Below are 23,672 nucleotides of genomic sequence, written 5' to 3'. Positions count from 1 at the left end.
AAGGCAAAGTGCTTTTTACTTGTATTTCACATTTACCGTAAGGAGTGAGGGGATTACATATGCAGGCCATCCTGAAAGTGTTGAGTTTTTTTATCGGGTTCTTTGTGATTGCAAATGGTCTTTATATTGTCTTAATGCCGCCGTTCGGGGATGAACCCCAGGGGTATCTGATTATTGCGGTGGGGATCATTATCCCCATCATCACGCTGTTCGTATCCCGCATGGATGACCGGGCCGAGTTCTGAAGTATCTCAATGAACCCGGGCGGGATTCATGCCCGTTACCCGGCAAGGTATCCGGCTCGTTTTTAAACTCATACCGGCTCTTCCATTCATCAGCCGGCACGTTTCATGCAAAAATTATCGGTGAAAAAGATCTTCCCGGGTGAGGATCAGTCATACTTCCGGAAGAGTGCCATGTTCTGCTTCCTGATCCACCAGCGTCGCAGGAAAATCCCCCCAATAACCACGATAATAATCCCGGTCATCCCCGCAATAACCGGCAGGAACAAACTCCCCGACCCCGTTCCCCCTACAGGAGCCGCCATCGAATGGTTTGTCTCCGGTTGCACTGCCGGCAACGGTGCCGCAGCGATACCGGAGGTTAATGACGGGAGCGCTGATGTGGGAATAGCAGAGGCCTGTGTAATGACGGTCCCAGTTGCCGGGAGAGTTGCTACCGTTGTCACATTTCTCCCGGATTCATTCTTTCCGGGTTGTTATGGCAAAATACGAGAACCCTGGAGATCTTCCATTGAAGTAATATGCATCGGGAGTCTGGTGATCGAACACCGTGGGAAGTTCCGTCCAGGCCCCGTTATGATTTCGCATCAGAACGATATTCTCCGGTTAATCCTGTTGGTAAATCAGTTACCCCTCCGGGGCCTGAAGTCCGGGCAAATCGGTTTTTATCGGGAGCGACTGCTGAATATCCTGGCCCGCGTGAGTTGAGCAGGAGGATTTTTCCGTCCCTTCCGGGTAATTTTTAAAAAAGAGAAGGATCAGTTGAATGTCCTGAACGGGATGTACTGGTCGTAAATCTTCACTTTCTCGCCATTGGGGGTGATTGCCCAGACTTCGGCCCGGTCCGTGTTCTTCCGTGTGCCTGCCAGGGTGACCGTCTGTCCAACCTTGAACGGCTGGGACATGGAAGCTGTCTCGACAACGCCGTCAGACCGGGTGACCCTGATCTCCAGCCTGGGGATGAGGTTCTGGCCCTTGCCGCCACGGAAGGTTGTTATGATCTGGGGGTCGATGGATTCGCCATTGCTCTGGACCTGGACCTCGATGCTCCACATATCCGGCAGGGACTGGGTTGGACCGGGGGTTACGGAAGCTTCGGCTGCCTGGGGGGTAACGGCCGCCGTTGTTACTACTGCCGTAATCTCCGGTGTGGGGGACGGGGTTGCCGGAGGGGCTGCCTGCTGTTGTGTGCAGCCCGCAGAAAGGGCGAGGATCATGCAGAGCATGAGCGCAACAGAGATGGATATCGTCTTTTTCATGCCGGAAGGTTGCGTATGAAGGTATTTGATGGTTGTGCCAGGGAGATATGATCTCCCGCGCTCTGTGCCGGAAAAACCAGTCCTCCCGCCCGGTTCGGCGGAAAATCATGTTTCTATTTTAAAAGAAAAACCGGCCTGGTTCGAAATGCATATCAGGGATGGGGACGACGAGATACTATGGACGATCATCACCATCTCCGCTGGAAATCAATGATTACGCTGGGATTGCTCTGTTCCCTTGTAGGAATCATCCTCCTGTTCTTCCCTGGCGAAGCAACCCTGTTCTTCCTGCAGATCGCAGGGATTATTATCATCCTTCTATCAGGAATCTTCCTTGTCGAGGGCCTCTTCATCGATAACGAAGGGATATCGAAGTGGGTGGTACTCTGTCTCGGGATCGTTGGGGTTATTGTCGGTATCCTCACGATAGCAGCGACTCTCATCGTTGTTGTTGCCGCAGGTCTCCTGCTTGGGATCTTCCTCATATTCTTCGGTATTGGAGAAGCAATTCTCGGACTCCGGATGATCATTGCTGAACCCATGGTCCGGTTCGTGATCGCTATCGTTGGGATCCTTGCTATCGTTGTCGGGATCTATCTGCTCATCCACCCGGCAGCAACCCTCGAGGTCATTGCCCTCCTTCTCGGCCTGTACCTCTTCGTCTTTGGACTCCTGCAGGTCTCTCACGGGCTCAATGAACGCCAGATTGAAGCAAACCGTGTAATAAAGCGCCTATGAGCCCGGAGGCCCTTTTTTCTTTTAACTCCTTTCTGATCCCCATGCCTTTATGGGGGCGGTCAAAGTGAGCCGGAATATGCCCTCCCGCTCAAAGGATGGTCGGGAATGAACGGATGTTCTTCTGGATCTGCGAAGCCTCGCTAAAAAAATCCAGATTGATTTTTAAGAATCCTGCGGACTCCCGCAAGTGAAAAAAGGGGAGGTCAGTACGACCGCTTGCCCGCTGATGCCGGTTCGATCCCGGTTGGCTGGTTGCGGATTGTCCGCTCTTTCATGATGGTGTAGACATCGTTTGCATGCTCTTTTGGCACCTCGACAAACGAGTAGGCATCAAGGATACGGATTGCACCGATCGCTTTTCCGGGAATCCCGGTTTCGCCGGCAATTGCCCCGACGATATCTTTGGGAGCAACCTTGTGCTGCCTGCCAACGCCAAGGAAGAATCTGACCATGCCCGGTTCTGCACCGGTATCAGCAAAGTCCACTTCCGGCCGCTTCTCGGCCGCCGGCTCGTTGCCGACTTCCATCTGGATCTTGAGGAGAGCCGCGGCGATCTCAATTGTCTGGAGGTCTCCTTCGGTCTCCGCCTCGATGATACGGATATACTGCTCAAGGCCGCCAGCCGCAATGATCTCGTGTACGCGGTCGATCATAACCTTTGTACGGGTTGCGGCAACATCGCTCTCTGATGGCACCGGGATACGGGGGATCTGCACTTTGGCGTAGTGCATGATCTCGCGGAGCTTGGTGAAGTCGCGGGGGGCAACAAACGTGATTGCCTTTCCGCTCTTGCCGGCCCTGCCCGTCCTGCCGATACGGTGGACGTAATACTCGACATCCTGCGGGACATCGTAGTTGATGACGATGTCTACATCGTCGACATCGATACCCCGGGCCGCAACATCGGTTGCAATGAGGATGTCGATGGATCCCTTGCGGAACCCGCCCATGACCCGGTCCCGCTGGGACTGTTTCATGTCGCCGTGCAGTTCATCCGCACGGTACCCGCGGGCCCGGACTTTCCCTGAAAGTTCCTCAGCCCTGCGCTTGGTGTTGCAGAAGATTATCGCGAGCTGCGGGTCTTCAAGATCGATGAGCCGGCAGAGCACGTCGAGTTTCTCGCGGTCTTTTACCTCGATATAGGACTGAGAGATCTGCGGGACGGTGAGCTCTGCGTACTGGACGCGGACAAACTCGGGTTTGTTCTGGAAGCGCTTGGAAATCTCGATGATAGGCTGAGGGAGTGTTGCCGAGAAGAGAAGGGTCTGCCGGCTCTGGGGGACCTTTTTTAAGATAATCTCAATATCGTCCCGGAAGCCCATGTCGAGCATCTGGTCGGCCTCATCAAGCACTACTGTCGCGACATCGTCAAGCTTGAGGGTGCGCCGGTTGAGGTGGTCCATGACTCGTCCGGGAGTACCGATAACGATATGAACCCCGGTCTGGAGCGCCCTGAGCTGTCTCTCGATAGGCTGGCCGCCGTAGACCGGCAGCACAAGGATGCGGGGCATGTGAGCGAGGAGACTTGAGAACTCTTCGGCTATCTGGATGCAGAGTTCCCTAGTGGGACAGAGCACGATTGCCTGGACTGATCTTCGTGTGGGGTCAATCTTTTCGATGACGGGGATACCGAACGCCGCAGTCTTGCCGGTGCCGGTCTGGGCCTGGGCGGTCACATCGCGCCCTGCCTGGATGAGGGGGATTGCTAATGCCTGGATAGGCGAGGGCTCTTCGAAGCCCATATCTTCTATGGCTTTCCCGACTTCCTTTGACAGGTTAAAGTCGGAAAACTGTATACGTGAATTCATGTCGCATTACCATTTGGTGTGCGAGCTCATAAGATGGCGCACTGAGGACTATCGGGTTCCGTCACGGTATACCGGCCGTCGGGTATTTATGTCGGCACAGGAGAGTGGGTACTGATAATCATGACCCTGAAGGTTGTTGCATTCAACGGCAGTGCGCGGAAGGACGGGAACACCGCAATCCTGGTGAACGAGGTATTCCGTGCCCTCAAGAAGGAGAAGATCAAGACCGAACTTGTCCAGCTGTCAGGAAAGAAGATCCGGGGCTGTATCGCGTGCGGAAAGTGTTTTGAGAAGCAGGACAGGATGTGCGCGATCAAAGCGGATGTTGCAAACGAGTGCATTGAGAAGATGCTGGAAGCCGATGGGATCATCCTTGCCTCCCCCACCTACTTTGCAGATGTTTCATCGGAGATGAAGGCCCTGATCGACCGGGCAGGCTACGTTGCAAAGGCCAACGATGACATGTTCCGGAGAAAGGTCGGTGCTGCGGTGGTAGCCGTGCGCCGTGGCGGGGCCATTCACGCGTTTGATACCATGAACCACTTCTTCTTCATCAGCCAGATGGTGGTCCCGGGCTCATCCTACTGGAATGTGGGGCTCGGCCATGCTGCAGGAGATGTAAGTGAGGATGAGGAAGGTCTCAGGACCATGAAGGTGCTGGGCGAGAACCTGGCCTGGGTTCTTAAAAAGCTGGAAGAATAACTCTTTTTTACACTTCGATCTGAAGCCCGTCCGTAGCTGCAATGAGCCCGTGGCATTCGGGTGAAAAGCGCTCCTGGATATCCCTGCGCTCGGCGAGTGTCGTATACACCCCGGCTCCGAAATGCGTCAGGGCAAGCCGCTTTGCCCGGGCATCCCGAGCAATCCCGATCGCATTCTCGGGATTGAGGTGGGGCCAGCCGGGACTCTCCTCCCCGCTTTTGAGGCCGCATTCGGTGATGAGCAGGTCGGCATCCCGCCCGAGGGCGACGGCATTGTCGCAGACGCCGGTATCGGTGCAGTACGTTATGATCTTCCCGTCAATCTCCAGCCGGTACCCGAAGCAGGGGGCCGGGTGTACGAGCGGCAGGCAGGTGACTTTGAACGGGAGAACATGTTCTCCTGCTGCAAGCTCTTTTACGCTTACTGCATAGGGAAGATCCTTGAGTGGGACCGTAAACGGCTCGGCAACGAACCGGTCAAGGAGCCCGGCACTTCCTGGCTGGCCGTAAATGGTGAGTCCTTTTCTGAGCCGGAACTTGCAGAGGGCATGGAGCCCGACGATATGGTCGATATGGAAATGGCTGAGAAAGAGGCAGACCGGCTTTTTCTGGGAGATGTACTGGTCTGCTTTCGCTATCCCGTTGCCGGCATCGAACAGGATATCGTAGTCTTCCGACTGCACGAGGACCGAGACCGTGTTGCCCGTGGGGGTGTCGAACCAGCCGTTGGTTCCAAGGAACGTCACCTGCATGTATACCGGATTGGTGTTCCCCATGAAAAAAGGCCCGGTGCAGGTGCGTGGTATTTTTAAGGGTTTCCAGCTGATCTCCGATAGATCAACCCCTGTTACGGAGTCATCCCATGAACCGATACCTTTTCTGTACCCTGATCCTTGTGTTCCTTGCCTGTTGTATTGCCCTGCCGGCTTCTGCCGTGATCCAGGAAGTCACGCTCAAGGGCTCGGTCGCCTCGCTGAGCGCTTCTGCAAATACGGTTGCGATTGAGAATCCGCTCCGGTACGGCTGCTCGTACCCGGCCAGCGGTTCGCCTGTCTGCACCTTCACACCCATGAACACCTCGGCCCTGACCGGGACCGCACCGGACCCGGCCGCTTTTACTATGTTCAAAACCGGCGATCCGGTTGTAGCCACGAGCCTTGGCGGCGCCGGGGAGACCTGGATCGCCCTGGCAAAACTCTTCGGCTCGCGCCCTGACCAAGAACATGTCACGGATATTGCTGGTGATGCCACAACAATCCCGACCCCTCTCGCGGGGAACTACAGCCTCGTCCTGGATACGAATCCCGACTGCACGACCTGTGCAGGGACTATCTGTACGGCAGGTTCCGCATCTGTCGTCATCCAAAGCGATGGCCGGGTTGTAGCGAACAGAACGCTGCTTCCCGGCGGGGTCCTTACGTTCAATGGCCGGAATGACGGCTCGAGTGTCTCGGTCACCTTTGTCAAAGGCCAGGCTCTCCCCAACACCTGCCCTCAGCACAGGGCCGGGATCGTCGGGGGTGTCCAGCCTGTCTCCGATTACATCGTCAGGGTAGTGCCGCCGATTGGCATGATAGCCAGCGGTGCCGAAATCCCGCTTCCCGTAGCGAGCGCTCCCCCGGCAGCGGCTACGACACCTGCCCAGACCCGGAAATCCACAAGCCTGCCCGTTGTCGTGATCGGGGCGCTTGGCGTTGCAGCGCTGGTACTTGCTGCCCGCAGGTTGTAACCAATCTTTTTTTTTAAATACAGAATCCGGATCCCGGGCTATAGTAAAAAAAATTACCGGCGGCTGTATTTCCTGAACATGTAATACACGCCGCCTCCAATGAGCAGGAGAAGTGCGATCCCGAAGACTGCGACCAGCGACTGTTCGCGCACCGTTACCCGGAAATCATCGCTCTTCTCTGCCTGATCGGACTTCACTTTCACGGAAATCTTGTACTCGCTTGCAACGATATTTCCCGGGGGAAGGACCTGGAGCTTCACCGTGGCTGACTCCCCTGTCGGGATGCCGGCGATAGTCTCAGGCGAGATTACCGCATTCCAGCCGTCCGGGGCCGAGATGACGGTCCTGACATTGGTCAGGGTCCCGGCATTGCCGGCGTTTGTGATCCGTATCGTGAACGTGAGGGAGTCACCTTTGTTCACGGAATACTGGTACTGGTCGGCATACACTTTGAGCTCGTAGCTGCCCTTGATCTTCGCTGTCAGGTTCTCGGCATAGGAATCAGCCGATGAGTCGATGACGAGCGGGATCCGGTATTCGCCAACTGTCACATCGTACGGGGGGATTGCCTCCACCACCAGCGCTTTCTCTTCGCCACTCTTGATGAAGATCTCCGAGATATCTGTTCCCGGGGTAAGCTTGGCTTCGTACCGGACAAACCATCCCTGCGGGAGGTGTTCAAAACCAAGCCGGAACGTATCATCGCTCTTCCCGAGATTGCGGATCGTCAGGTCATAACGGGGCTTCTTGTCGGCCGTGGTGGTGATGACCGGGGAGTTGAGCGTGATCTCTGCTGCGAACAGGGCCTTTTCGAGCATGACCGTCCCTGCATCGGTCGTGATGCCGCCCTTGATCCGGACATCCTTCTTCTCCACTTCCTTGTAACCGGTGCGACTGATTTTGAGGGTATACTTCCCCGGCTCAACATCTGCTGATACCTTACCGTCAGCCGTGCTCATAACCTGATCAACGCTGATATGGTCGGCAGTTCGTACCAGTATCACCGTTGCACCCTTGATCTTCTCGCCGTCCCTGTCGACAACACTGAGCTTGAGTGTTCCCCTTTCGCCCATGTGCGTTTTCGAGATGGTCACGTACGCCCAGTACCATCCGTCGCCGATATGGACCCGCACCGCATACTCCCCGGCCGGCGTATCGGAACTCGTGTCAACGACAAGGGTCACGGTCTTGGAACCATTTGGGGGCAGGGAGATCTTGTTGATCTCGGTCTCCCCGTCCATGAACCGGATCTCCCAGTCGAGTTTCTCGGAGTCGAAGGATTCAACCCACATCTTCTTGTTGTTCTCCTGCCCGTTATTGACAACCCTGAGGTTGAATTTCGCGGTTTCACCGGCCTCGATGATCTGGCCGGGCAGGTCGCAGGTGATCCCGATGTTCGTGTCTGGGGACGCGGTTTGGTCTGCTGCGGCCGGCTGGGGGACCAGGATAAGTGCTGCGGCAAGGAGGATGAGGGCCGCAACGAGGAGTGGACTTGTCCCTCCCCGCTTCCTCGTATCTGGTCGGGTCATCGCACATCAAGCCGCATGAAACGTATGTACGCAAGGCCGAAGAAGACTGACGGGAAGAGGAGGAGGGCTATGATATTGGCTGCGATCTTTCCCAGTTTGTCGCCGATCCCTGCATCTCCCGTCCTGCTGACGCTGAACGCATTCGTGGTCATTCCCGATCCGGCGCTCATCACCAGGGTATTTCCGGATATTCCATTCGTGATGGAGGACGTGATCGATTCATAGTTCATGGTGGGGGAGAGGAGGGCGAGCGTATCATGCATTGCCTGGCGCTTCTCCCAGTACGTGTTCATCCGTTCATTGAACCGGTCCCAGGCATCGCTGCTGCCCTGAGCGCTGATTTTTGTTGAGAATACGACTGCGCTGTTCTCGCTTGAGTTTCTCGGAGTCACCTGCATCTGGTCGAGGAGCTCCTGCGGGAGTTCCGGCTGCCCGCCTATCACAAATTCCGTCACCGTGTTGTTGGAAAGCGTGGGGACCAGGACCGAGAGGACGATGAAGATGATGATGGTATAGATGAGCGCTGACCCGCTCTCGTCCATGGCTGTCGATAGGAAGAGGGCGATAGCGAAATACGAGAAGATCAGCAGGAACGAGACAACGGCAAAGACCGCGATCAGGACGAGTTCGTTCCCGTCCGGGACAATACCGTACACGAGCAGGGTTGCGAGGGCGATGAAGAGCACCACTCCAAGCGCACCGGCAAGTGCCAGGATCCCTCCCAGCGCCTTGCCATTGATCACCTCATCGCGGTACACCGGGTGGGAGAGAAGGATCTTCAAGGACTTGCTCTCTTTTTCCTTGGACACGAGATCAAATCCCATGGCGATCCCGAGCACGCCCCCGACAAAGACCAGGTACGTTGCAACCGATGAGAAGACTGAGAGAATAGACGGCTTGACCGGCATGTAACTGCTGAGGGGGGACTGAATCGCTGACTGATGCTTGTTATACTGGTCGAGGCTCTTGTTATATTCGGCAATTCCCCCGATCATGCCGACAATGGCGACAACGAGAAGGATGCCGAAGATGAGAAGGAACTTCCGGCTCCGGACATGGTCGAAGAACTCCTTCTCGGCAATGGTGAACAATCGTTTTCCTGCCATGGTTCTACCCCGCCACCTGGTAGTACGAGAGGAAGGTCTCTTCGAGCGAGAGCCCTTCGCGGGAGAGCCCCCGGAGCCGCACGCCGTGCTCTGCAAGGTGGTCTGCCACCTCGTCGCGGATGTCCGAGCGGGCAATGATGACGGCCCCGTGCTGTTCATGGTCATATGCGATGCTGATGAGGTCGGGGTGGCTGAATTCCGGTATCGGATCCTGTGTCTCAATATGGATAGTCACATGGCATGGCGAGTGTGCAGCGATGTCGCGGGCCAGGTTCTGCCAGGACCCCTGTGCAACCAGCCGGCCTGCCGAGAGGATGCCGACTGAGGTGCTGACCCTGCTCACCTCTTCGAGAATATGGGAGGAGACGACAACGGTCTTTCCTTCGCGGGCAACGTTTCGGATGATCTGGCGGTAATCGGCCACTCCCTGCGGGTCGAGGTTTGCGGTCGGTTCGTCGAGGATGATAACCGAGGGGTCGTTAAGCAGGGCTTTTGCGAGACCGAGCCGCTGGCGCATACCCTTGGAATACCCGCCCACATCCTTTTTTACCCCATCGAGGCCGACAAGGGGGAGGAGCTCGCTGTAGCGCCTTGTGCAGGTGCGGATATCCATCCCGTACAGCCTGCCGAAGTACGTGAGGTTCTCTTCTGCGCTGAGCGAGGGGTAGAACCCCACATCTTCGGGCATGTACCCGATCTGCTGCTTGACGGTTATCGGGTCGCGGGCTACATCGAGGCCGTTCACCAGGCACCGCCCGGCACTGGGTTCAATGAGTCCCACGAGCATCAGGATCGTGGTACTCTTCCCGGCACCGTTGGGGCCGAGCAGGCCGAAGATCTCCCCGTCCGGGATCTCTGCGGTCAGGTCATTGACGGCCCTGACACCGTTGTATTCTTTTGAAAGGTGTTCGAGTTGTATCATGGTAGCACTCCGGGCCGGAACGGTTCCGGCCGAACGGATGCACCAGAGAATGAGATGCGCTTAAAAAGGAGTTGTCGCACAGTTCTCTACCGGTTCCGGGACCGGAAAAGGGGTGTGCCGGAGCATTCAAATACCTCTTTTGACCCGCGCCCGGTTTTCCGGGTTTTTAAGAATCGATCCGATATCTGCCGCCCGGCAATGTGTAGACACTTGTGCCAGATATGTTATTTATCCCCCGCACCGGATATATGAACATGCATTTCCGGGTAGCGGTGGGGATCTGTGTTCTCCTGAGTGTACTGGTCATCCTGCCCGTTCTGGCATTGCCGGATATCAGCCAGGTAACAACCTCATCCCATACCGGCCAGGTCTGGGTCACCCTTAAGAATATCAACGGAACGGAGGCTCCGGAACAGGTTGCCGTTGCCTATGCGGTGGGAGATGTCAGCGAGATCCCCGCATATGCGGTCTCGGAGAATGCCGGTACCGGTTTTGTTACGATAACGGCTGTCGATACACTGCCTGCACAGAACTTCATGATCACTTCGTCCCCGTCTGCCCTGAACGCAGCACCCCCGGCTGAGAGCAGTTATTTCATCAATACCGTTACGGTGGGACGTACCGACGAACCGCTGCTTGTGAATAATGTGAATTTCGCGGTAGTCCCTGCAACCGCGAACTATTATGCAGATCTCGTTCCCGAGGGAAAACAGCACGAGTGGATCGATGTTGACTGGAAGGACCCGTCAAAGGACATCAGCCTCATGGTGTATGCGCCTGATGCGGTGTTTGGCCCCTACACAGACGTGGCGGATGGCAGGAAAGACGGCAGAATTTTCCTTGACGTGGCCAGCAGCCAAAACGTGACACCCGGCTACTGGTTCTTCCGGGTCCAGAGCAGCCTGCAGGACAGGATTCACTATTCCCTGAATACCTATTCCGCGTGATGGTAGCCATGAGAAAACTAACCTCCTCCGCCCTCCTCGCTGCCCTCCTTTTCCTCCTGCTGGTCGTATCCGGCGTGTCAGCCCAGGAATACGTTGTGCGGTCCGGCTACGACAGCCCACTGCCTGCGGATGCCGGGGCCCGCACTCCTGTCCCGGTCACGTTCTGGGCCCTGCCGCTCTGGGTGATATTTGCCGAGCTGGTCCTTCTCCCGGGAGAGTTTTTGCTCGTGATAAAACTCTGGGCATCCCTTGGGATCCGGCAGGTCTCGGGCGCAAATGTTCTCGATCAGGGTGCCCGGGCCCGGATCTACGAGTATATTTGTCACAACCCCGGTATCCACCTGCGGGGCCTCTCCTCAGAGATGCAGATGAAACTCGGGACGCTCCGGTATCACCTCAATGTTCTGCGGCACAACCACAAGATAGCGGTGAGTGGGGATAACGCAACCGTCCGGTTCTACGAGAACAGCGGGACGTACAGTACCGAAGAGCAGCGTATCCACAAGCACCTGCGCAACGAGACTACGAGAAAGATCCTCTGCGTCCTGCTCGATCACCCTCAGGTAACCCGGCAGGATATTGCCGATGCTGTTGGCATCTCGGGCCCCTCGGTCTCGTGGCACATGAAGCGGCTTGAAGAGGATCAACTCGTTCTCCCCCGGCACGAAGGCCGCATTACCGCGTATGAGATCCCAGCTGCCGTTGCCGTCTATCTCGGACGGCAGATCCGGGCTCCGTCCGGAATCCCGGTGCAGGAATGCCCGGGTATCGCCGGCAATGCCTGACCCTGCCGTTTTTTTAGGACCCTCATATTTTACACGAATTCTGCTGAATACCATGTATGCAATTCTGATGCCCTGAACATACAAGTCTTAAGGATAGTATCTGCGCTGAACATTAATCTGCCATCAAAAATGGTATAATCCTCAAATAAAAACCCGCTATATTAATATAGTCAACATTCATATGTTGACTGGTAATGATTGCCACAACAATGGAACTATTGTTGTCTGGAATGGTGATACGAACATGTCAGTAAAAATCAGCGACACACTACGACAATATCTCGGCTGGTGCCCGCAGACGCAGGTACAGATGCGACGGTTTACCGTCCAGCCTTTTGAACAGGTAAATTCTCCGGGCGGAGACAGCGGAACACCCGCTATGAGTTTGCATGGTATCACCAGTACAGGATCCTGATTACCGTATTAATAATTCCGGTTGTTATCTTCGCGACATGGATTTATGTAACTCTTGGCGGTTACCAGATTGCTTTCGCGCTTATGGGTATAATCCCCGCGGCAATCCTGGGTGGAATTGATCTCGTGAGAACACAGCGATTTTTCAGGGACGTAGTAACCAGCGGCTCTGCGAATGAAATTTCCCGAAGCATCCGGTCCTCTATTATCTTTGTTGAAGCTGCTGCATGGATCCTGTTCTTTGCGTTTTTATACCTCGTGAGGCAGGGATATTTTCTAGAACTGAATCCGACATCCACTTCGGCTTTAATCTCCGGATTTTTAATTGCCTTCAGTGCATTTTACCTTATATTCATATTCGCATGGGAGAAGAGCAATGGTATGAGAATGTACATAAAATGGCCACTCTATTATATCCGGAAGGAGTGACCTGGTGAAGAGATCCATTTTCCGGTTAATAAGCCAAAAACTCTTTTTCGCGATAGTGCCAAGACGGCAGATCTGCGAACTTCCGGTATTTGCGAAGGTGAACCGATAATGACATCTCTTATGGGCCGGACGATATTCATTCGTGAGGAACTGCACCGGGCGGGAAGCCGTATCTCCCGTCTCGCTGCATTGCTGACGTTAGGTGCCCTGCTGGTGATTGTGTATGATTATGTTTCGGCATTCCCGTTTGCGAATTCGGAGGTTTTTATAAACAGATGTGTCGACAATCTCCAGATTATCCAAGTGGTCATTGGGATTGTTCTCATAAATATTGCCTATATTTTCGTAACACTGTACCTGATCCCGGCACTTGATGAGAAAAATAAACCTGTGAATCCCGCGATCCGTGATTCCGATCCACTACACTGGAAAATTTGGGGTGGGATCATTGGGATCATATTCTGGTTGGAAATTTGCCTCCTAATCTGCCTGATAATCCTCATAGCAGTTTGTTTTTCGACAGTAATGCTCTCTGGGGCCGTAACCGGGTATCTATCCTGGAGTACCTCCTGGGCAGTTCTGATACTTGCGCTTCTGCCTCTGGAGATCTCGCTTCCCATTTTAATTCCCCGGATCATTGACGAGCATTCTCCGGACCGCGCCCTTGCTCTCATCATTCTTGAGCTTACGATACTGGTTCTATTCTTCACAGTGCTCATCGGCCCGATTGTGACGGGAATCATTATGCTCGGTCTCTATCTATATGCAAAGATAAGCCCATCCCTGTCCGGACTCCATCCACGGGACGCTGGTGGTCATTAGCCTGAAGCAGAATTCCGTTTCCTGGCGTTCATGGGTATGTTTAATGTCCCCCTGCAGAAGAGATGCCCCTCTGATCAATCCGTAACCCGAATAACGTGCGGGTATAAACCGGCCTCAAAAAGAATGAAGATCGCCATCAATTCGATCGATGAATGTTTGAATTATTCTCGGATATGCAAATCGGTGTGTGAATAAAAAAGCCAACATTAAAACCCGAACCACTCCCACTATACCCGGAAATCCGGTGCTGGAAGAAAGCACCGGCGGGATATTGTATTCAGGACTATCATGACAGAAATTCTTATTTTTGCAGCATTTCTTGCGTTCGTCCTGTTCCTTGTTGCAGGACGGGGAAAAAAATACGCAGCAATTCTCGGGTGGACACTGGTTGTGGTCAATCTCCTCATGGAAGTTCCTGATTATCTGGTTCAGGATAACCTTCTTTACCCGGCGATTGCAGTCATGTCCGTGCCGTTCCTTGCGATCACTATACTACGACTTCTTGCCGAGGATCAAACCATATTGCAGCTGTCAAGCGCTGCTGCAGTTGCCACGCTTATCTTTGTCCCGTTCTCGTTTATGCCATTATTCCGGGATGCATTGATCTCCGCTGTTGTCGGACAGGCAGTCTGGCTGCTTCATGCTTTTGGTTATCCTGTGCAGATCGAAGGATGGAATATTATCCTGCTCAACGGATTTGCAACCGAGATCATTCTCACCTGCACGGGGATTACTGCAATAGCGATTCTGCTCGGGGTTGCGGCGGGATCCCGGGATCTCTCCATAAAACAGGGAATATATGCATTCCTCATCGTGGTTCCAACGATTTATTTTCTCAACATTCTCCGGGTTGTTGTTGTGTTTATTGCATGGTCTGATCAGTGGTTTTCATTTCTCCCGGACCCTACCGGAACCACTGAGTTCGGTGCAGGATACGCGAGTTTCTTCTGGGGACACAACGTGTTTGCTGAACTGTTCTCGCTGGTTATTCTCATCGTAATTGCTCTCGGATTGTTCCGGATCATTCCGCAGCTCGCCACTTTTGCCCGTGATCTGATTCATCTCTACACAATTGAAGTCCGGGGTTTGATCCGGTTTGCAGGATTATAACCGGAATGAGCCGGGAAAATATCGATACTTCATGGACCCCGCAGGTATCAGGCAGGTCCTGAGCAACCTGGACTCAGTTCCTTAAAGGAAAAACCGATGGGAAAAATTACCTCATACTCTCATTTTTGCGCGATTTTTCCGGAGTTTGGGAAATTACTGGTGATATTATAAAACCGGGTGACAAAAACCATTCCCATTTTTATATCTTTGAAAATAACCACTGGATATGTATTTTTAATACCCTGAACCAACGGGAGATTTGATTTCCTAAAACCGGAATCTCTCCCCGATGTTCATGCCCGGAGATCGCAGCATGCCTTCATTCACACATGATGGCAGTATAGTGTAACCTGCGCTTTCTTCTTCTCCGGCGGGTTTTTCACTGCCAGATCCCATTTACCTCTGCGTATGTACTGGTTTCCTCTCCCGTCTGACAGGAAATCACCCCTCCGTTGGGCTCCTGTCCCGACTGTCCGGTAAGCGTGGATGACTGCTGCTGTCGGGAACATTGTGCATCCCGGGACCATGAACTTCCAAGCATAGGCATCTGAATAATTTAGAACCATACGAGAATTAAAATGCAATCCACAATGACCCCTGGTAAATCCGGGGACCAAACAAACCGCGTTGAAAAAATATATGATCACCCGGATATCCCGGGTTGTATCCGGAAGATGTCCCGGTTAGAACGGCTGTTCTTTATGAGACCGGTATACACGGTCATAATGGCGGCCCGGATCACAGGCGCTGTTGATCCGGCAGGGCTCCGGCAGGCGCTCGATGCTACAGCCCGGAAGCATCCGCTGCTCCGCGTAAAAGTCGTGTTCGATGAACGGCACGAGGCATGGTTCTCATCTGAAGGTGTCCCACCGGTCCCGATGAGGATTGTTCAAAGAGTGTCTGATCGCCAGTGGCTGGACGAACTCAAAGAAGAGGCACGGGTGCCGTTCGATATCAACAGGGGACCGCTCATCAGGTTCGTGCTCCTGCAGTCCCCGGATGTATCCGACATCCTCCTTTTGTGCAACCACAGCATCTGCGACGGCATGGCTCTTGCCAACCTTGTCCGGGATATTCTTATCCTGTATGAGGATCCCGCTCAGGAAGTCTCGGTAATAAATCCACCGGATGTTCTTGATCTGGTAAAGCCAGGCATATCCCTGCCGGGGCTTGTTGTCCGGTTCTTTGTTGGTCTTGGCAACCGGAAGTGGCAAAAGAATCCGTACAGGTTCAGTGCGGACGATTATGCTGCCCTGTACCGTGGCTACTGGGAAACCCGGAAGCCCGGTCTTGTCCTGTTAGAGTTTAATCCGGAAGAATCCGCACACCTGCTGGCAACCTGCAGGAGCCATGGGATTACTGTGGGATCGGCAGTCTCTGCAGCATTTCTGGCAGCCCGCACCGATATTGTCGGGGAATTTCCGAAAAACCAGCAGACGGTTATGGTTCCTTTCGACCTGAGGAGAAGGCTGACCCCCCCTGTCGGGAATGTCTTCTGCTTCTGCGATGGAGGAGTAAAGTTCCCGTTTTCCTGGTCCGTGAAAAAAACATTCTGGGAGAACGCAAAGGATCTTCATAAGGAAATCCACTCGCGGGTGGAAGTCCTGGACCCCTCCTGTCTTGACATACCGTCGTTTGAACCCTCCTTTATCGATGCCCTCACCGCATTTGGCCCGTATGTTGATACAATTCCGGAAGTATTTGCCCGCACAGATACCATGCGCCGGTTCATGAAGGATACCGGAAATGTTGTCTTTTCGTTCAACCGCAATTACGAGAAGGATCTTCCCGGCTTTGTCCCTTCGAATATCGGAAGGATCGATGTCCCGGAATCCCCGGGCGGTATCCGGTTGGACCGGCTCATCTTCCTGCCAGGGATCAGTGAGCTCGGTCCGCTGTCTCTGGGAGGGGCTGGTGCCGGGGGACGGATGGCCTTTTCCCTGCCGTTTGTCGATCCTTCGGCTAAAACCGGGATTTCCCCGGAGGCAGAGCTGATCCGGATCCGGAACCGGGCCTTTGAAATCCTGGGATTTCCGGAGAAGGTAAGCGATAAGGCGCTGGAGTGATGTGAGAGGACCACTCTAATCTCCTCGCGATTTTTCCAAACCTTAATATGGGATCCTAACTTCCGGTTATATGTATAACCGTGAGTTATAACAATAAACGCGGTTTATACAGCTGGCGATTACCATGTCATTTCAGGAACTAATCGAGAAAGAACGGGAGCAGCGGCGCACGTACATTCTCGATACCGCGGAGAAACTCTTCTTTGCCCGGAGTTTTACGAGCGTCACCATGGAAGAGATCGCAAAGAAGGTCGGCCTGAACAAAGCAACCCTCTATCTCTACTTCGAAGACAAGGACTCGCTCTTCTTTGCTATTGTACTCAGGAAGGTCCGTACATTGCATAAAATATACAATGACTGTACCGGACAGAAGATCAGTGGCAGGGAGAAGTCCCATAAGATCGGTGCGGCATTCTTTGATTTTGCCCGGGCGAACCCGGATTATTTCCGGCTTCTCTGTACAACCGGGCCGGGACTGTTCCAGAATAAAGAAAATCCCCTGGCACAGACAATCCGTGAACTGCTGGGAAAAGAACTGTGCCTGGTCCGCGACGTGCTCAAAGAAGGTATCGAGGATGGCAGCGTCAGGAATGACCTTGACCCGCTTGAGATGGCTGTCTATATCAGCGTGACATCAACGAGTATCGTATGCCTCAGCCCTGACTGGCGGAATGTGCTGGAACAGGGAGGAATAACCTACGATCAGTTTGTTGCCGATTATCTCCGGTTCATGAGCAAATCCATTGATGCACGGCCATATCCGGAGGAGAACGGAAAAGAAAAGAAACCTGCGAAAAAGCAGAAGATCTGAACAGATTTTACCATTGCTGTAATGTGGCAGTGACCAGGAGCGGAAGCTGTCTGGTTTCTGTCAGCTCAGGACGAAACTCGAAAGAAAATATGAGTTTTTAAAAAATGAGGAAATGATCATGAAAGTATTAGCAATCAACGCAAGCCCCCCGGGGGATCAGGAGAACACCTCAATGATCCTCACCGCATTCCTTGACGGGATGCGTGACGCAGGAGCAGAGGTAGAACTTTTTGACACGAACGATATGACGATCAATCCCTGCCGGGGAGATCTCAGCTGCCAGATTGTGAACCCGGGGGTTTGCATGCAGAACGATGATATGGCTAAGCTTATCCGGTCTTATTCTGCAACAGATGTTCTGGTACTGGCATCCCCTGTCTGCTGGGAAGGACTGACCGGCCCGATGAAAATTTTTCTCGACCGCCTGACCCCGGTAAAGGAACCGTTTTTCGAGGTATCGGATACCTGCTTCCACCATCCGCCCCGATATGAAACCATACGGCGGCGCAGGGTAGTACTGGTTTCCGGCAGCACGCGCTGGGAACACGATACGTTTGACCCGGTGCTCGTGCATGTCCGGGCCATGGTGACGGGCATGAGTTGCCTTTCCGCCGAGTATGCCGGAGCTCTCCTGAGGCCCCACGGGTGTGCCATGAAACCACCCTTTGCAGCGGAGAAAGCAGTCAGCGAGATCCTTGACACCGCCAAAGAAACCGGCTGGGATCTCGTCAGGGTGGGTTCGATCTCACAGCAGAAACTCGATCGTGTCAGTCGGGAGATCCTGTCGCAGGAAGATTATGTGCGGATCTTCAACCGGCATGTCCAGTCTCTGCGGGAGGAATGCAGACACCCCGGCCTGTCACACAAGGATACCGTCTGCCGGTGATCTCATGCCCCTGCAGAAAGTGAACGATATCGACATGTATTACGAGATCCATGGCGAAGGAGAGCCAATCATCCTCATTGCCGGGATCTGGAGCGATCTTTCCGGGTGGAAGACCACGATTCCCGCACTATCGAAAAAATACAAGGTGCTAGCTCTCGATACCCGTGGCGCCGGGAGAACGGATAAGCCGGATATACCGTATACCATTGAAATGATGGCTGATGATACCGTGGGCCTCATGGATGCACTGGGCATCAGCCGGGCTCATATTCTCGGCGCCTCGATGGGGTCACGGATCGCACAGGCAATCGCAATAAAATACCCGGCCCGGGTAACAAGCCTGGTCCTGCATGTCGCTGCTGCCCGGCAATCCCTGAGTATCCTCAAGGGACTGCTGGTACTGAGCACCCGGTTCCGGATGCGGGACCCGCATTTTTTTGATAAGATAAGCGCATACCCGCCTACATCTGCATCTGCACTCCGGCAGTTCGATGCCCATATGGCATTCGACAGCCGCGAGTGGCTCGGGAAGATCCGGGCCCCGACCATTATCATCAATGGAACAAAGGACGCAATTGTCGGGCCGGGGAAATATACCGACGAACTGGTGTCTGGTATTCCGGGTGCAAAACTGGTCATGGTTGAGGGCACCCACTTTTTCGCAAGCGAGGATCCGTTCCTGCTGATCAATCCGGCGGTTGCGTTTATGGCTGAAGTCGACGGGAGGCAGACGGGATAATTAACAGATTGCGGCAGGGGGATGAACACCGGTTGCGACCCCTGTATGCAATCCTCAATGGTGAACCTCATGACAACCTATGGAATTGAATTTGTACCAAACGCGAATGTGAATGTAAAGCAGGCTGTGAACCTGTGCAGGCTCGCTGAGTCCAAAGACATAGACTTTGCCTGGATAACGAACCACTACAACAACCGGCACTGTTACCCGGTGCTTGCAGCGATTGCGCAGGCAACGACAACCCTGAAGATCGGCCCGGGGATTATGAACGCATTTACCGATACACCGGCTGCGATGGCATCCTTTGCCTGCACGCTCAACGAGATCTCCAATGGCAGGGCCGTTCTCGGTATCGGGCCGGGCGATCTCTCAACGCTGCCAAAGCTGGCGATCCAGCCTGAAAAGCCGGTTGCCCGTCTCGAAGAAGCAATCCTGCAGATCCGCAGGCTTTGTGCCGGTGAGGAAGTGAAACGATCCGGTTTGAAGTACTTCGACTATGATGGCGCAAAGATGACCGGTGTCACGCTTCCCGGCAAAAAGGGGATTCCCGTGTACGTGGGGGCACAGGGACCAAAAGTCCTGGAACTGGCCGGAAAGGCTGGCGACGGTGCACTGATCAACGCGTCCAACCCCAAAGACTTCGGGATCGCCATCCCGATCATCCGGAAGGCGTGTGATGCAGTTGGCCGGAAATCCTTCGATGTCGGGGCCTATACTGCGATGTCGATTGACCGCGACATAAAGAAGGCCCGGAATGCTGCAAAGATCCCGGCCGGTTTTATCGCTGCCGGCTCACCCCCGGAGTTGCTGGCCCGCCACGGGCTCGACCTGAAAAATGTTGCCGGCATCAGAGAAGCGCTCGCAAGGTTTGACTTCAGGACAGTTACTGAACTTGTGGGCGACAAGGAGATTGATGCGTTCACGCTTGCCGGAACACCGGAGATCGTGAAGCAGAAGTGTGAAGATCTTGCAAAGGCCGGAGTCACCCAGATCATCTTCGGTTCGCCGCTTGGTTCGGATATGGTGAATTCCATCCGGCTCCTAGGCAAGTATATTGTGTAACGGTGTCTTTGAGAAATGCCAGTCGTTCATGTAAATAATATCGATATGTACTACGAGATCCACGGCGAAGGAGAGTCGCTGGTCCTTATCCCCGGCTGGGGTATGGAGATCACTTCAGTCTCTGCACGGATTGCAGATTTTGCACAGAAATACCAGGTCATTGCTGTAGATAACCGGGGCACCGGCCGTTCTTCGAAACCGGATACTACCTGGTCGATTGAAGACATGGCCGATGATACGGTTGGTATTCTGGACGCACTCGGGATCCAACGTGCTCATATCCTCGGCCTCTCTATGGGCTCGATGATCGCCCAGATGATTGCAGCAAAATACCCGGGCCGGGTGAACGGTCTTGTGCTCCATGTGGGCTTCACCCGGATCCCATTTATGGTAAAAACGATGATGAACCTGATGCAGTACCTGCCCGGTTCAAAGAATAAAATGGAAGAAGGAATGGCTCTTATTTTTGGCCAGAACTATCCCCCGACACCGGCATCATTCCGCAGGCAGGGTGAAGCCGTTGCGAGGTTCGATGGAAGGAAATATCTTGGCCGGATCAGGGTCCCGACCCTGATCGTCAACGGGTCGAAGGACCTGTTCGTACCATTGAAGATCACCCGGGAACTTGTTGCGGGAATCACCGGGGCGAAACTGGTTCTTGTTGACGGTGACCATATATTCTCACGGACAAAGCCGGAACTGCTGCAGATACCGGTGCTGGAATTCCTCGACAAGGTGGATGCCGGGGATTCCGCATGCCGAATTAAATGATCCCCGGGATATCCAAAAAACACCCCGACATTGTTTTTCCTGCGGGCTCCCCCTTGTCTTTCAGGTACAGGGACTTGCAGATCTTTGCGATTGTTCCGGTAAACGCGACCCGGGGTCCGCCGGATCATCCCCCCGGGGTCCGGACACCGGTGCGATCGGGAAGGGATACTTGGGGGGACCCCGGATCCGACCCCCCGCCGGTTCTCCGGCCAATCTCCCGTCCGGAAAAACACCTCCGTGAGCAACCAAAAGGGTCTGTATTGACCGTTTTTAAAGTTCAAAATGCCCATCAGATAAGCAAACGGGGGGCAATGCAGGCATATCTTAAAAATCGTGCTGTATAATTCGCTAAAAAACGCGACCTTCAAAAAAGCGGATTTTCAAATCGGGCTCCGATTGGCAAACGGGGCGTTTTAAAGGGAGTTTATTTCCGGGGAGATTTACGGTACGATATAACCCGGGACAGGGGTAACACGGTCTTCGCAGGAACATACCATGACATGGATAAAACCAGGAAGAGTGTTTTTGCTTCTAATCCTGTAATCCCCCAACAATCTCCGGATCGTCACAAGGACCGCCCGATGATCAATATGAGACCGGCCATCGCAACGAACAGATCTTTTTACCTTTTTTTGATCTCTTCACGGTTTCAGGAACAATTTCACGGCATGAAACCAGATACGCCGCGAATCTGATCTCGCAAGAAAAAGGATTGCATATATCTCACCTGTCTGTAATCCGGAACACAGGACGGCAAGTACGAGAGCCAGGGTCTTTGGATCAGCCGGTGAACATATGGTCCCGCTTTTTTGTTCCCGATCAATTCCCTTTTCCAGCGTGGATTCCAGGTCATGAATATATTTTGGTGTCACTTCCGGAATACTGTCCCCATGATTCTTATGCAGACCGATTTCCGATAAGAGATCTCTCCGGGTTCCTTCATTGAAACAGAGCCGGTCGGAATCCGGGGGCCCCTGCCGGGTTTCGGGCCGGTTGAAGTAGGGATCGGAACCAATCTGATAGAGTTCTTTTTCTATGGTTACAAGAACTTCCTGGAGCAATGCATTCTTGCTCCGGAAATACCAGTATACCGCCCCTTTTGTGACGCCGATCTTCCGGGCAACGTTATCGACCGTTACGTTCTCATACCCGCTTTCTGCCATCGCCTCCATTGCAGACAGGACGATCCTCCGTTTCGCATCATCCGTGTACTGGGGAACAACTTTTGGCATAATATCCTGATTTATCTTTTTTTTCCATCCGTATAATCATAGGTATTTTAAACCCCATTCGATTAGTATTTATACATTCCATGGGTATGTTAATTATCGCATCGAATGGTGATAACTCTTGGACAACGTAACGCAGTCACACGGACCGGGAAAAGCCGCAGAATCCCTGCTGCCGGGACGGTGCCAAACGTGACGGCTGTCCCAAGGAAGCCGTTGGCCGGAGATGCATGCGCGACCACACTACCTGCGCCGAGTGTACGTGGTGGAGAGAACGGGGCTGCATCTTCTTTACCCTCGACAAAGACCGAGGATGCGAGGTGGCGTGATGGACACCAGGATCACTCGTGTAGCCTCCCGGAAATGAACGTTATTGCAATCAAAAGGCAGTACCGGCATCCCTGGCCGTCAGCCAGATGCGAGAGGAACTCATAAAAGAGCAACGAATTGATGATCCGGGGACTGGGTTTTGAGATTTCTAAAAGGAGGATAGGAAATGCAAGAATCAAACTGTGGATGCGGGCAACAACCGGATCCAGAAATTTAATTTCTAAAAGGAGGATAGGAAATGCAAGAATCAAACAATGCTAAGGCAATCGAGATGAGTAACCCGAGTAAAGGCCCAAGTAAGACGGCCGAGACAATAGCCATGGTGAGGGTAGGTGAGTCGAGAAGACCGGAGGACGAGCGCATCTGTTATGACCCGTATGCCATCCGCTTTATCAGTCAGAACGTGCTGGAATTTGCGACCTGTAACCCGGAGAAGTACAGGGCATTTTTAGCGCAGAGCGAGCGTCTGGTACCCGGGGTAAGCAACTCGATCATAGCCCGGGTCAGATATATTGACGATCTTGTGAATTCTTCATTGAGCGATGGTCTGGAGCAGCTCGTCATACTTGGAGCCGGGTACGATACCCGGGCCTACCGAATCGAAGGGCTGAAAAATATCAAAATATTCGAGGTTGACCAACCGGCAACACAAAAAATAAAAGTGGAGAAGATTAAGGAGATTTTTAAATCGCTCCCCAGCCATGTCACGTATGTTTCTGTCGATATTGGCATCGATAAGCTCGATCAGCGGCTCCTGGAAAACGGCTATGACCGGTCTTTAAAAACCCTCTTTATCATGGAGGGGCTTTTTATGTACCTCCCGGCAGGGATAGTGGACGAGACGCTGTCCTTCATAACGCATAATTCGGGCAGGAACAGTGCTATCGTTTTCGATTATATTCCCGAGTCCGTAGTTGATGGCACATGCGAGCTTGAAGCCGGTAAGAACTGGCGAAAGGGGTTGATGGACGTGGGAGAACCATTCCTGTTTGGAATAAAAGAAGGGGAGATCGAAACCTTCCTCACACAAAGGGGATTCTCGAACGTTCAGAATGTTACCAGCAAAGACTACAAGACGGCATATTTCTTTGGAAAAAACGAGGGCAGGGTAATGAACAGCCTGTTATCGTTCGCTTATGCTGTTGTTGAGTAAGATCACCTTTGAATATGTGAGGAGGCGTGATGGACTGACAGATCACGATATGATGGAAAAAGGGGTTTGAACTCGCGGGAGCCA

26 protein-coding genes are annotated in these 23,672 nt (G+C 53.5%); 17 read left to right on the top strand and 9 right to left on the bottom strand.

The features are described 5' to 3' along the window. Positions 1-59: 59 nt before the first annotated feature. Complete coding sequence (locus WC598_RS07865; protein ID WP_372960929.1) at positions 60-245, top strand: hypothetical protein; 186 nt, start codon at positions 60-62, stop codon at positions 243-245. A 146-nt stretch (positions 246-391) separates the two neighbouring features. On the opposite strand, the gene WC598_RS07860 is transcribed toward WC598_RS07865, so the two are convergent. The 3 genes from WC598_RS07860 to WC598_RS07850 form a co-directional block, all read right to left on the bottom strand. Next, positions 392-688, bottom strand: coding sequence for a hypothetical protein (locus WC598_RS07860; RefSeq protein WP_372960928.1), 297 nt, complete (start codon positions 686-688; stop codon positions 392-394). Positions 689-701: 13 nt separating this feature from the next. After that, entirely contained in the window at positions 702-833 is a 132-nt protein-coding gene (locus WC598_RS07855) for a PGF-pre-PGF domain-containing protein (protein WP_372960939.1), read from the bottom strand. A gap of 167 nt (positions 834-1,000) precedes the next feature. Next, a complete protein-coding gene (locus tag WC598_RS07850) occupies positions 1,001-1,501 on the bottom strand; it encodes a hypothetical protein (protein ID WP_372960927.1) in 501 nt (166 codons plus the stop codon). 177 nt (positions 1,502-1,678) lie between these two features. On the opposite strand from WC598_RS07850, the gene WC598_RS07845 reads away from it, so the two are divergent. Then, complete coding sequence (locus WC598_RS07845) at positions 1,679-2,239, top strand: HdeD family acid-resistance protein (protein ID WP_372960926.1); 561 nt, start codon at positions 1,679-1,681, stop codon at positions 2,237-2,239. Positions 2,240-2,442: 203 nt separating this feature from the next. Here WC598_RS07845 and WC598_RS07840 read toward each other — a convergent pair whose 3' ends face one another. Beyond that, positions 2,443-4,047 (bottom strand): DEAD/DEAH box helicase, encoded by a 1,605-nt coding sequence (locus tag WC598_RS07840; protein WP_372960925.1) that lies wholly within the window; start codon positions 4,045-4,047, stop codon positions 2,443-2,445. Between the two features lie 126 nt (positions 4,048-4,173). Here WC598_RS07840 and WC598_RS07835 point away from each other — a divergent pair, with 126 nt between their 5' ends. Beyond that, on the top strand, positions 4,174-4,749 hold the full coding sequence (locus WC598_RS07835) for a flavodoxin family protein (RefSeq protein WP_372960938.1): 576 nt from the start codon (positions 4,174-4,176) through the stop codon (positions 4,747-4,749). Between the two features lie 7 nt (positions 4,750-4,756). On the opposite strand, the gene WC598_RS07830 is transcribed toward WC598_RS07835, so the two are convergent. Further along, positions 4,757-5,500 carry an MBL fold metallo-hydrolase gene (locus WC598_RS07830; RefSeq protein ID WP_372960924.1) on the bottom strand — a complete coding sequence of 248 codons (744 nt, stop codon included), beginning with the start codon at positions 5,498-5,500 and terminating at the stop codon, positions 4,757-4,759. 110 nt (positions 5,501-5,610) lie between these two features. On the opposite strand from WC598_RS07830, the gene WC598_RS07825 reads away from it, so the two are divergent. Then, positions 5,611-6,477 carry a hypothetical protein gene (locus tag WC598_RS07825; RefSeq protein WP_372960923.1) on the top strand — a complete coding sequence of 289 codons (867 nt, stop codon included), beginning with the start codon at positions 5,611-5,613 and terminating at the stop codon, positions 6,475-6,477. A gap of 53 nt (positions 6,478-6,530) precedes the next feature. Here the strand turns inward: WC598_RS07825 and WC598_RS07820 are convergent, their stop codons facing one another. Genes WC598_RS07820 through WC598_RS07810 form a run of 3 tightly spaced genes read right to left on the bottom strand, consistent with a single transcriptional unit; the run spans position 6,531 to position 10,034 of the window. Continuing rightward, positions 6,531-8,006 (bottom strand): NEW3 domain-containing protein, encoded by a 1,476-nt coding sequence (locus WC598_RS07820; protein ID WP_372960922.1) that lies wholly within the window; start codon positions 8,004-8,006, stop codon positions 6,531-6,533. Beyond that, on the bottom strand, positions 8,003-9,112 hold the full coding sequence (locus tag WC598_RS07815) for an ABC transporter permease (RefSeq protein ID WP_372960921.1): 1,110 nt from the start codon (positions 9,110-9,112) through the stop codon (positions 8,003-8,005). The genes WC598_RS07820 and WC598_RS07815 overlap by 4 nt, the downstream gene beginning before the upstream one ends. Positions 9,113-9,116: 4 nt before the next feature. After that, on the bottom strand, positions 9,117-10,034 hold the full coding sequence (locus WC598_RS07810) for an ABC transporter ATP-binding protein (RefSeq protein ID WP_372960920.1): 918 nt from the start codon (positions 10,032-10,034) through the stop codon (positions 9,117-9,119). Between the two features lie 254 nt (positions 10,035-10,288). On the opposite strand from WC598_RS07810, the gene WC598_RS07805 reads away from it, so the two are divergent. The 12 genes from WC598_RS07805 (at position 10,289) to WC598_RS07750 (ending at position 20,876) form a co-directional block, all read left to right on the top strand. Further along, positions 10,289-10,981, top strand: a complete 693-nt coding sequence (locus WC598_RS07805; protein ID WP_372960919.1) for a hypothetical protein — start codon at positions 10,289-10,291, stop codon at positions 10,979-10,981. An 8-nt stretch (positions 10,982-10,989) separates the two neighbouring features. After that, positions 10,990-11,766 (top strand): winged helix-turn-helix transcriptional regulator, encoded by a 777-nt coding sequence (locus WC598_RS07800; RefSeq protein WP_372960918.1) that lies wholly within the window; start codon positions 10,990-10,992, stop codon positions 11,764-11,766. Positions 11,767-11,947: 181 nt separating this feature from the next. Then, entirely contained in the window at positions 11,948-12,181 is a 234-nt protein-coding gene (locus WC598_RS07795; RefSeq protein ID WP_372960917.1) for a hypothetical protein, read from the top strand. A 125-nt stretch (positions 12,182-12,306) separates the two neighbouring features. Beyond that, positions 12,307-12,609 carry a hypothetical protein gene (locus WC598_RS07790; RefSeq protein WP_372960916.1) on the top strand — a complete coding sequence of 101 codons (303 nt, stop codon included), beginning with the start codon at positions 12,307-12,309 and terminating at the stop codon, positions 12,607-12,609. 108 nt (positions 12,610-12,717) lie between these two features. Further along, positions 12,718-13,431: a hypothetical protein gene (locus WC598_RS07785; protein ID WP_372960915.1), complete on the top strand. Its 714-nt coding sequence runs from the start codon at positions 12,718-12,720 to the stop codon at positions 13,429-13,431. Between the two features lie 288 nt (positions 13,432-13,719). Then, positions 13,720-14,541, top strand: a complete 822-nt coding sequence (gene artA / locus WC598_RS07780; protein WP_372960914.1) for an archaeosortase A — start codon at positions 13,720-13,722, stop codon at positions 14,539-14,541. 674 nt (positions 14,542-15,215) lie between these two features. Next, positions 15,216-16,607, top strand: coding sequence for a condensation domain-containing protein (locus WC598_RS07775; protein ID WP_372960913.1), 1,392 nt, complete (start codon positions 15,216-15,218; stop codon positions 16,605-16,607). 124 nt (positions 16,608-16,731) lie between these two features. Next, positions 16,732-17,418, top strand: a complete 687-nt coding sequence (locus WC598_RS07770) for a TetR/AcrR family transcriptional regulator (RefSeq protein ID WP_372960912.1) — start codon at positions 16,732-16,734, stop codon at positions 17,416-17,418. 118 nt (positions 17,419-17,536) lie between these two features. Further along, the gene (locus WC598_RS07765; protein WP_372960911.1) at positions 17,537-18,304 is read left to right on the top strand and encodes a flavodoxin family protein; all 768 of its coding nucleotides are present in this window, start codon (positions 17,537-17,539) and stop codon (positions 18,302-18,304) included. Between the two features lie 4 nt (positions 18,305-18,308). Next, entirely contained in the window at positions 18,309-19,043 is a 735-nt protein-coding gene (locus WC598_RS07760; RefSeq protein WP_372960910.1) for an alpha/beta fold hydrolase, read from the top strand. A gap of 69 nt (positions 19,044-19,112) precedes the next feature. Further along, the gene (locus tag WC598_RS07755) at positions 19,113-20,105 is read left to right on the top strand and encodes a 5,10-methylenetetrahydromethanopterin reductase (protein ID WP_372960909.1); all 993 of its coding nucleotides are present in this window, start codon (positions 19,113-19,115) and stop codon (positions 20,103-20,105) included. 15 nt (positions 20,106-20,120) lie between these two features. Next, positions 20,121-20,876, top strand: coding sequence for an alpha/beta fold hydrolase (locus tag WC598_RS07750; RefSeq protein WP_372960908.1), 756 nt, complete (start codon positions 20,121-20,123; stop codon positions 20,874-20,876). A 641-nt stretch (positions 20,877-21,517) separates the two neighbouring features. Here WC598_RS07750 and WC598_RS07745 read toward each other — a convergent pair. Further along, a complete protein-coding gene (locus WC598_RS07745; RefSeq protein ID WP_372960907.1) occupies positions 21,518-22,108 on the bottom strand; it encodes a TetR/AcrR family transcriptional regulator in 591 nt (196 codons plus the stop codon). Between the two features lie 565 nt (positions 22,109-22,673). Between WC598_RS07745 and WC598_RS07740 the strand changes: the two genes are divergently transcribed. Then, on the top strand, positions 22,674-23,588 hold the full coding sequence (locus WC598_RS07740) for an SAM-dependent methyltransferase (protein ID WP_372960906.1): 915 nt from the start codon (positions 22,674-22,676) through the stop codon (positions 23,586-23,588). Positions 23,589-23,672 lie beyond the last annotated feature (84 nt).

The organism is Methanoregula sp., assembly GCF_041645475.1.
Taxonomy (GTDB): Archaea; Halobacteriota; Methanomicrobia; order Methanomicrobiales; family Methanospirillaceae; genus Methanoregula.
This window is presented reverse-complemented; position numbering and strand designations above follow the sequence as displayed.

Bases quoted from the DNA above. Each gene is read 5' to 3' on its own strand.
- WC598_RS07805 (WP_372960919.1), top strand. From the start codon at position 10,289: ATGCATTTCCGGGTAGCGGTGGGGATCTGTGTTCTCCTGAGTGTACTG.
- WC598_RS07785 (WP_372960915.1), top strand. From the start codon at position 12,718: ATGACATCTCTTATGGGCCGGACGATATTCATTCGTGAGGAACTGCAC.
- WC598_RS07820 (WP_372960922.1), bottom strand. From the start codon at position 8,006: ATGACCCGACCAGATACGAGGAAGCGGGGAGGGACAAGTCCACTCCTC.
- WC598_RS07745 (WP_372960907.1), bottom strand. From the start codon at position 22,108: ATGCCAAAAGTTGTTCCCCAGTACACGGATGATGCGAAACGGAGGATC.
- WC598_RS07815 (WP_372960921.1), bottom strand. From the start codon at position 9,112: ATGGCAGGAAAACGATTGTTCACCATTGCCGAGAAGGAGTTCTTCGAC.
- artA (WP_372960914.1), top strand. From the start codon at position 13,720: ATGACAGAAATTCTTATTTTTGCAGCATTTCTTGCGTTCGTCCTGTTC.
- WC598_RS07770 (WP_372960912.1), top strand. From the start codon at position 16,732: ATGTCATTTCAGGAACTAATCGAGAAAGAACGGGAGCAGCGGCGCACG.
- WC598_RS07830 (WP_372960924.1), bottom strand. From the start codon at position 5,500: ATGCAGGTGACGTTCCTTGGAACCAACGGCTGGTTCGACACCCCCACG.
- WC598_RS07765 (WP_372960911.1), top strand. From the start codon at position 17,537: ATGAAAGTATTAGCAATCAACGCAAGCCCCCCGGGGGATCAGGAGAAC.
- WC598_RS07845 (WP_372960926.1), top strand. From the start codon at position 1,679: ATGGACGATCATCACCATCTCCGCTGGAAATCAATGATTACGCTGGGA.
- WC598_RS07825 (WP_372960923.1), top strand. From the start codon at position 5,611: ATGAACCGATACCTTTTCTGTACCCTGATCCTTGTGTTCCTTGCCTGT.
- WC598_RS07800 (WP_372960918.1), top strand. From the start codon at position 10,990: ATGAGAAAACTAACCTCCTCCGCCCTCCTCGCTGCCCTCCTTTTCCTC.
- WC598_RS07795 (WP_372960917.1), top strand. From the start codon at position 11,948: ATGTTGACTGGTAATGATTGCCACAACAATGGAACTATTGTTGTCTGG.
- WC598_RS07775 (WP_372960913.1), top strand. From the start codon at position 15,216: ATGTCCCGGTTAGAACGGCTGTTCTTTATGAGACCGGTATACACGGTC.
- WC598_RS07865 (WP_372960929.1), top strand. From the start codon at position 60: ATGCAGGCCATCCTGAAAGTGTTGAGTTTTTTTATCGGGTTCTTTGTG.
- WC598_RS07760 (WP_372960910.1), top strand. From the start codon at position 18,309: ATGCCCCTGCAGAAAGTGAACGATATCGACATGTATTACGAGATCCAT.
- WC598_RS07840 (WP_372960925.1), bottom strand. From the start codon at position 4,047: ATGAATTCACGTATACAGTTTTCCGACTTTAACCTGTCAAAGGAAGTC.
- WC598_RS07740 (WP_372960906.1), top strand. From the start codon at position 22,674: ATGCAAGAATCAAACAATGCTAAGGCAATCGAGATGAGTAACCCGAGT.
- WC598_RS07810 (WP_372960920.1), bottom strand. From the start codon at position 10,034: ATGATACAACTCGAACACCTTTCAAAAGAATACAACGGTGTCAGGGCC.
- WC598_RS07850 (WP_372960927.1), bottom strand. From the start codon at position 1,501: ATGAAAAAGACGATATCCATCTCTGTTGCGCTCATGCTCTGCATGATC.
- WC598_RS07750 (WP_372960908.1), top strand. From the start codon at position 20,121: ATGCCAGTCGTTCATGTAAATAATATCGATATGTACTACGAGATCCAC.
- WC598_RS07755 (WP_372960909.1), top strand. From the start codon at position 19,113: ATGACAACCTATGGAATTGAATTTGTACCAAACGCGAATGTGAATGTA.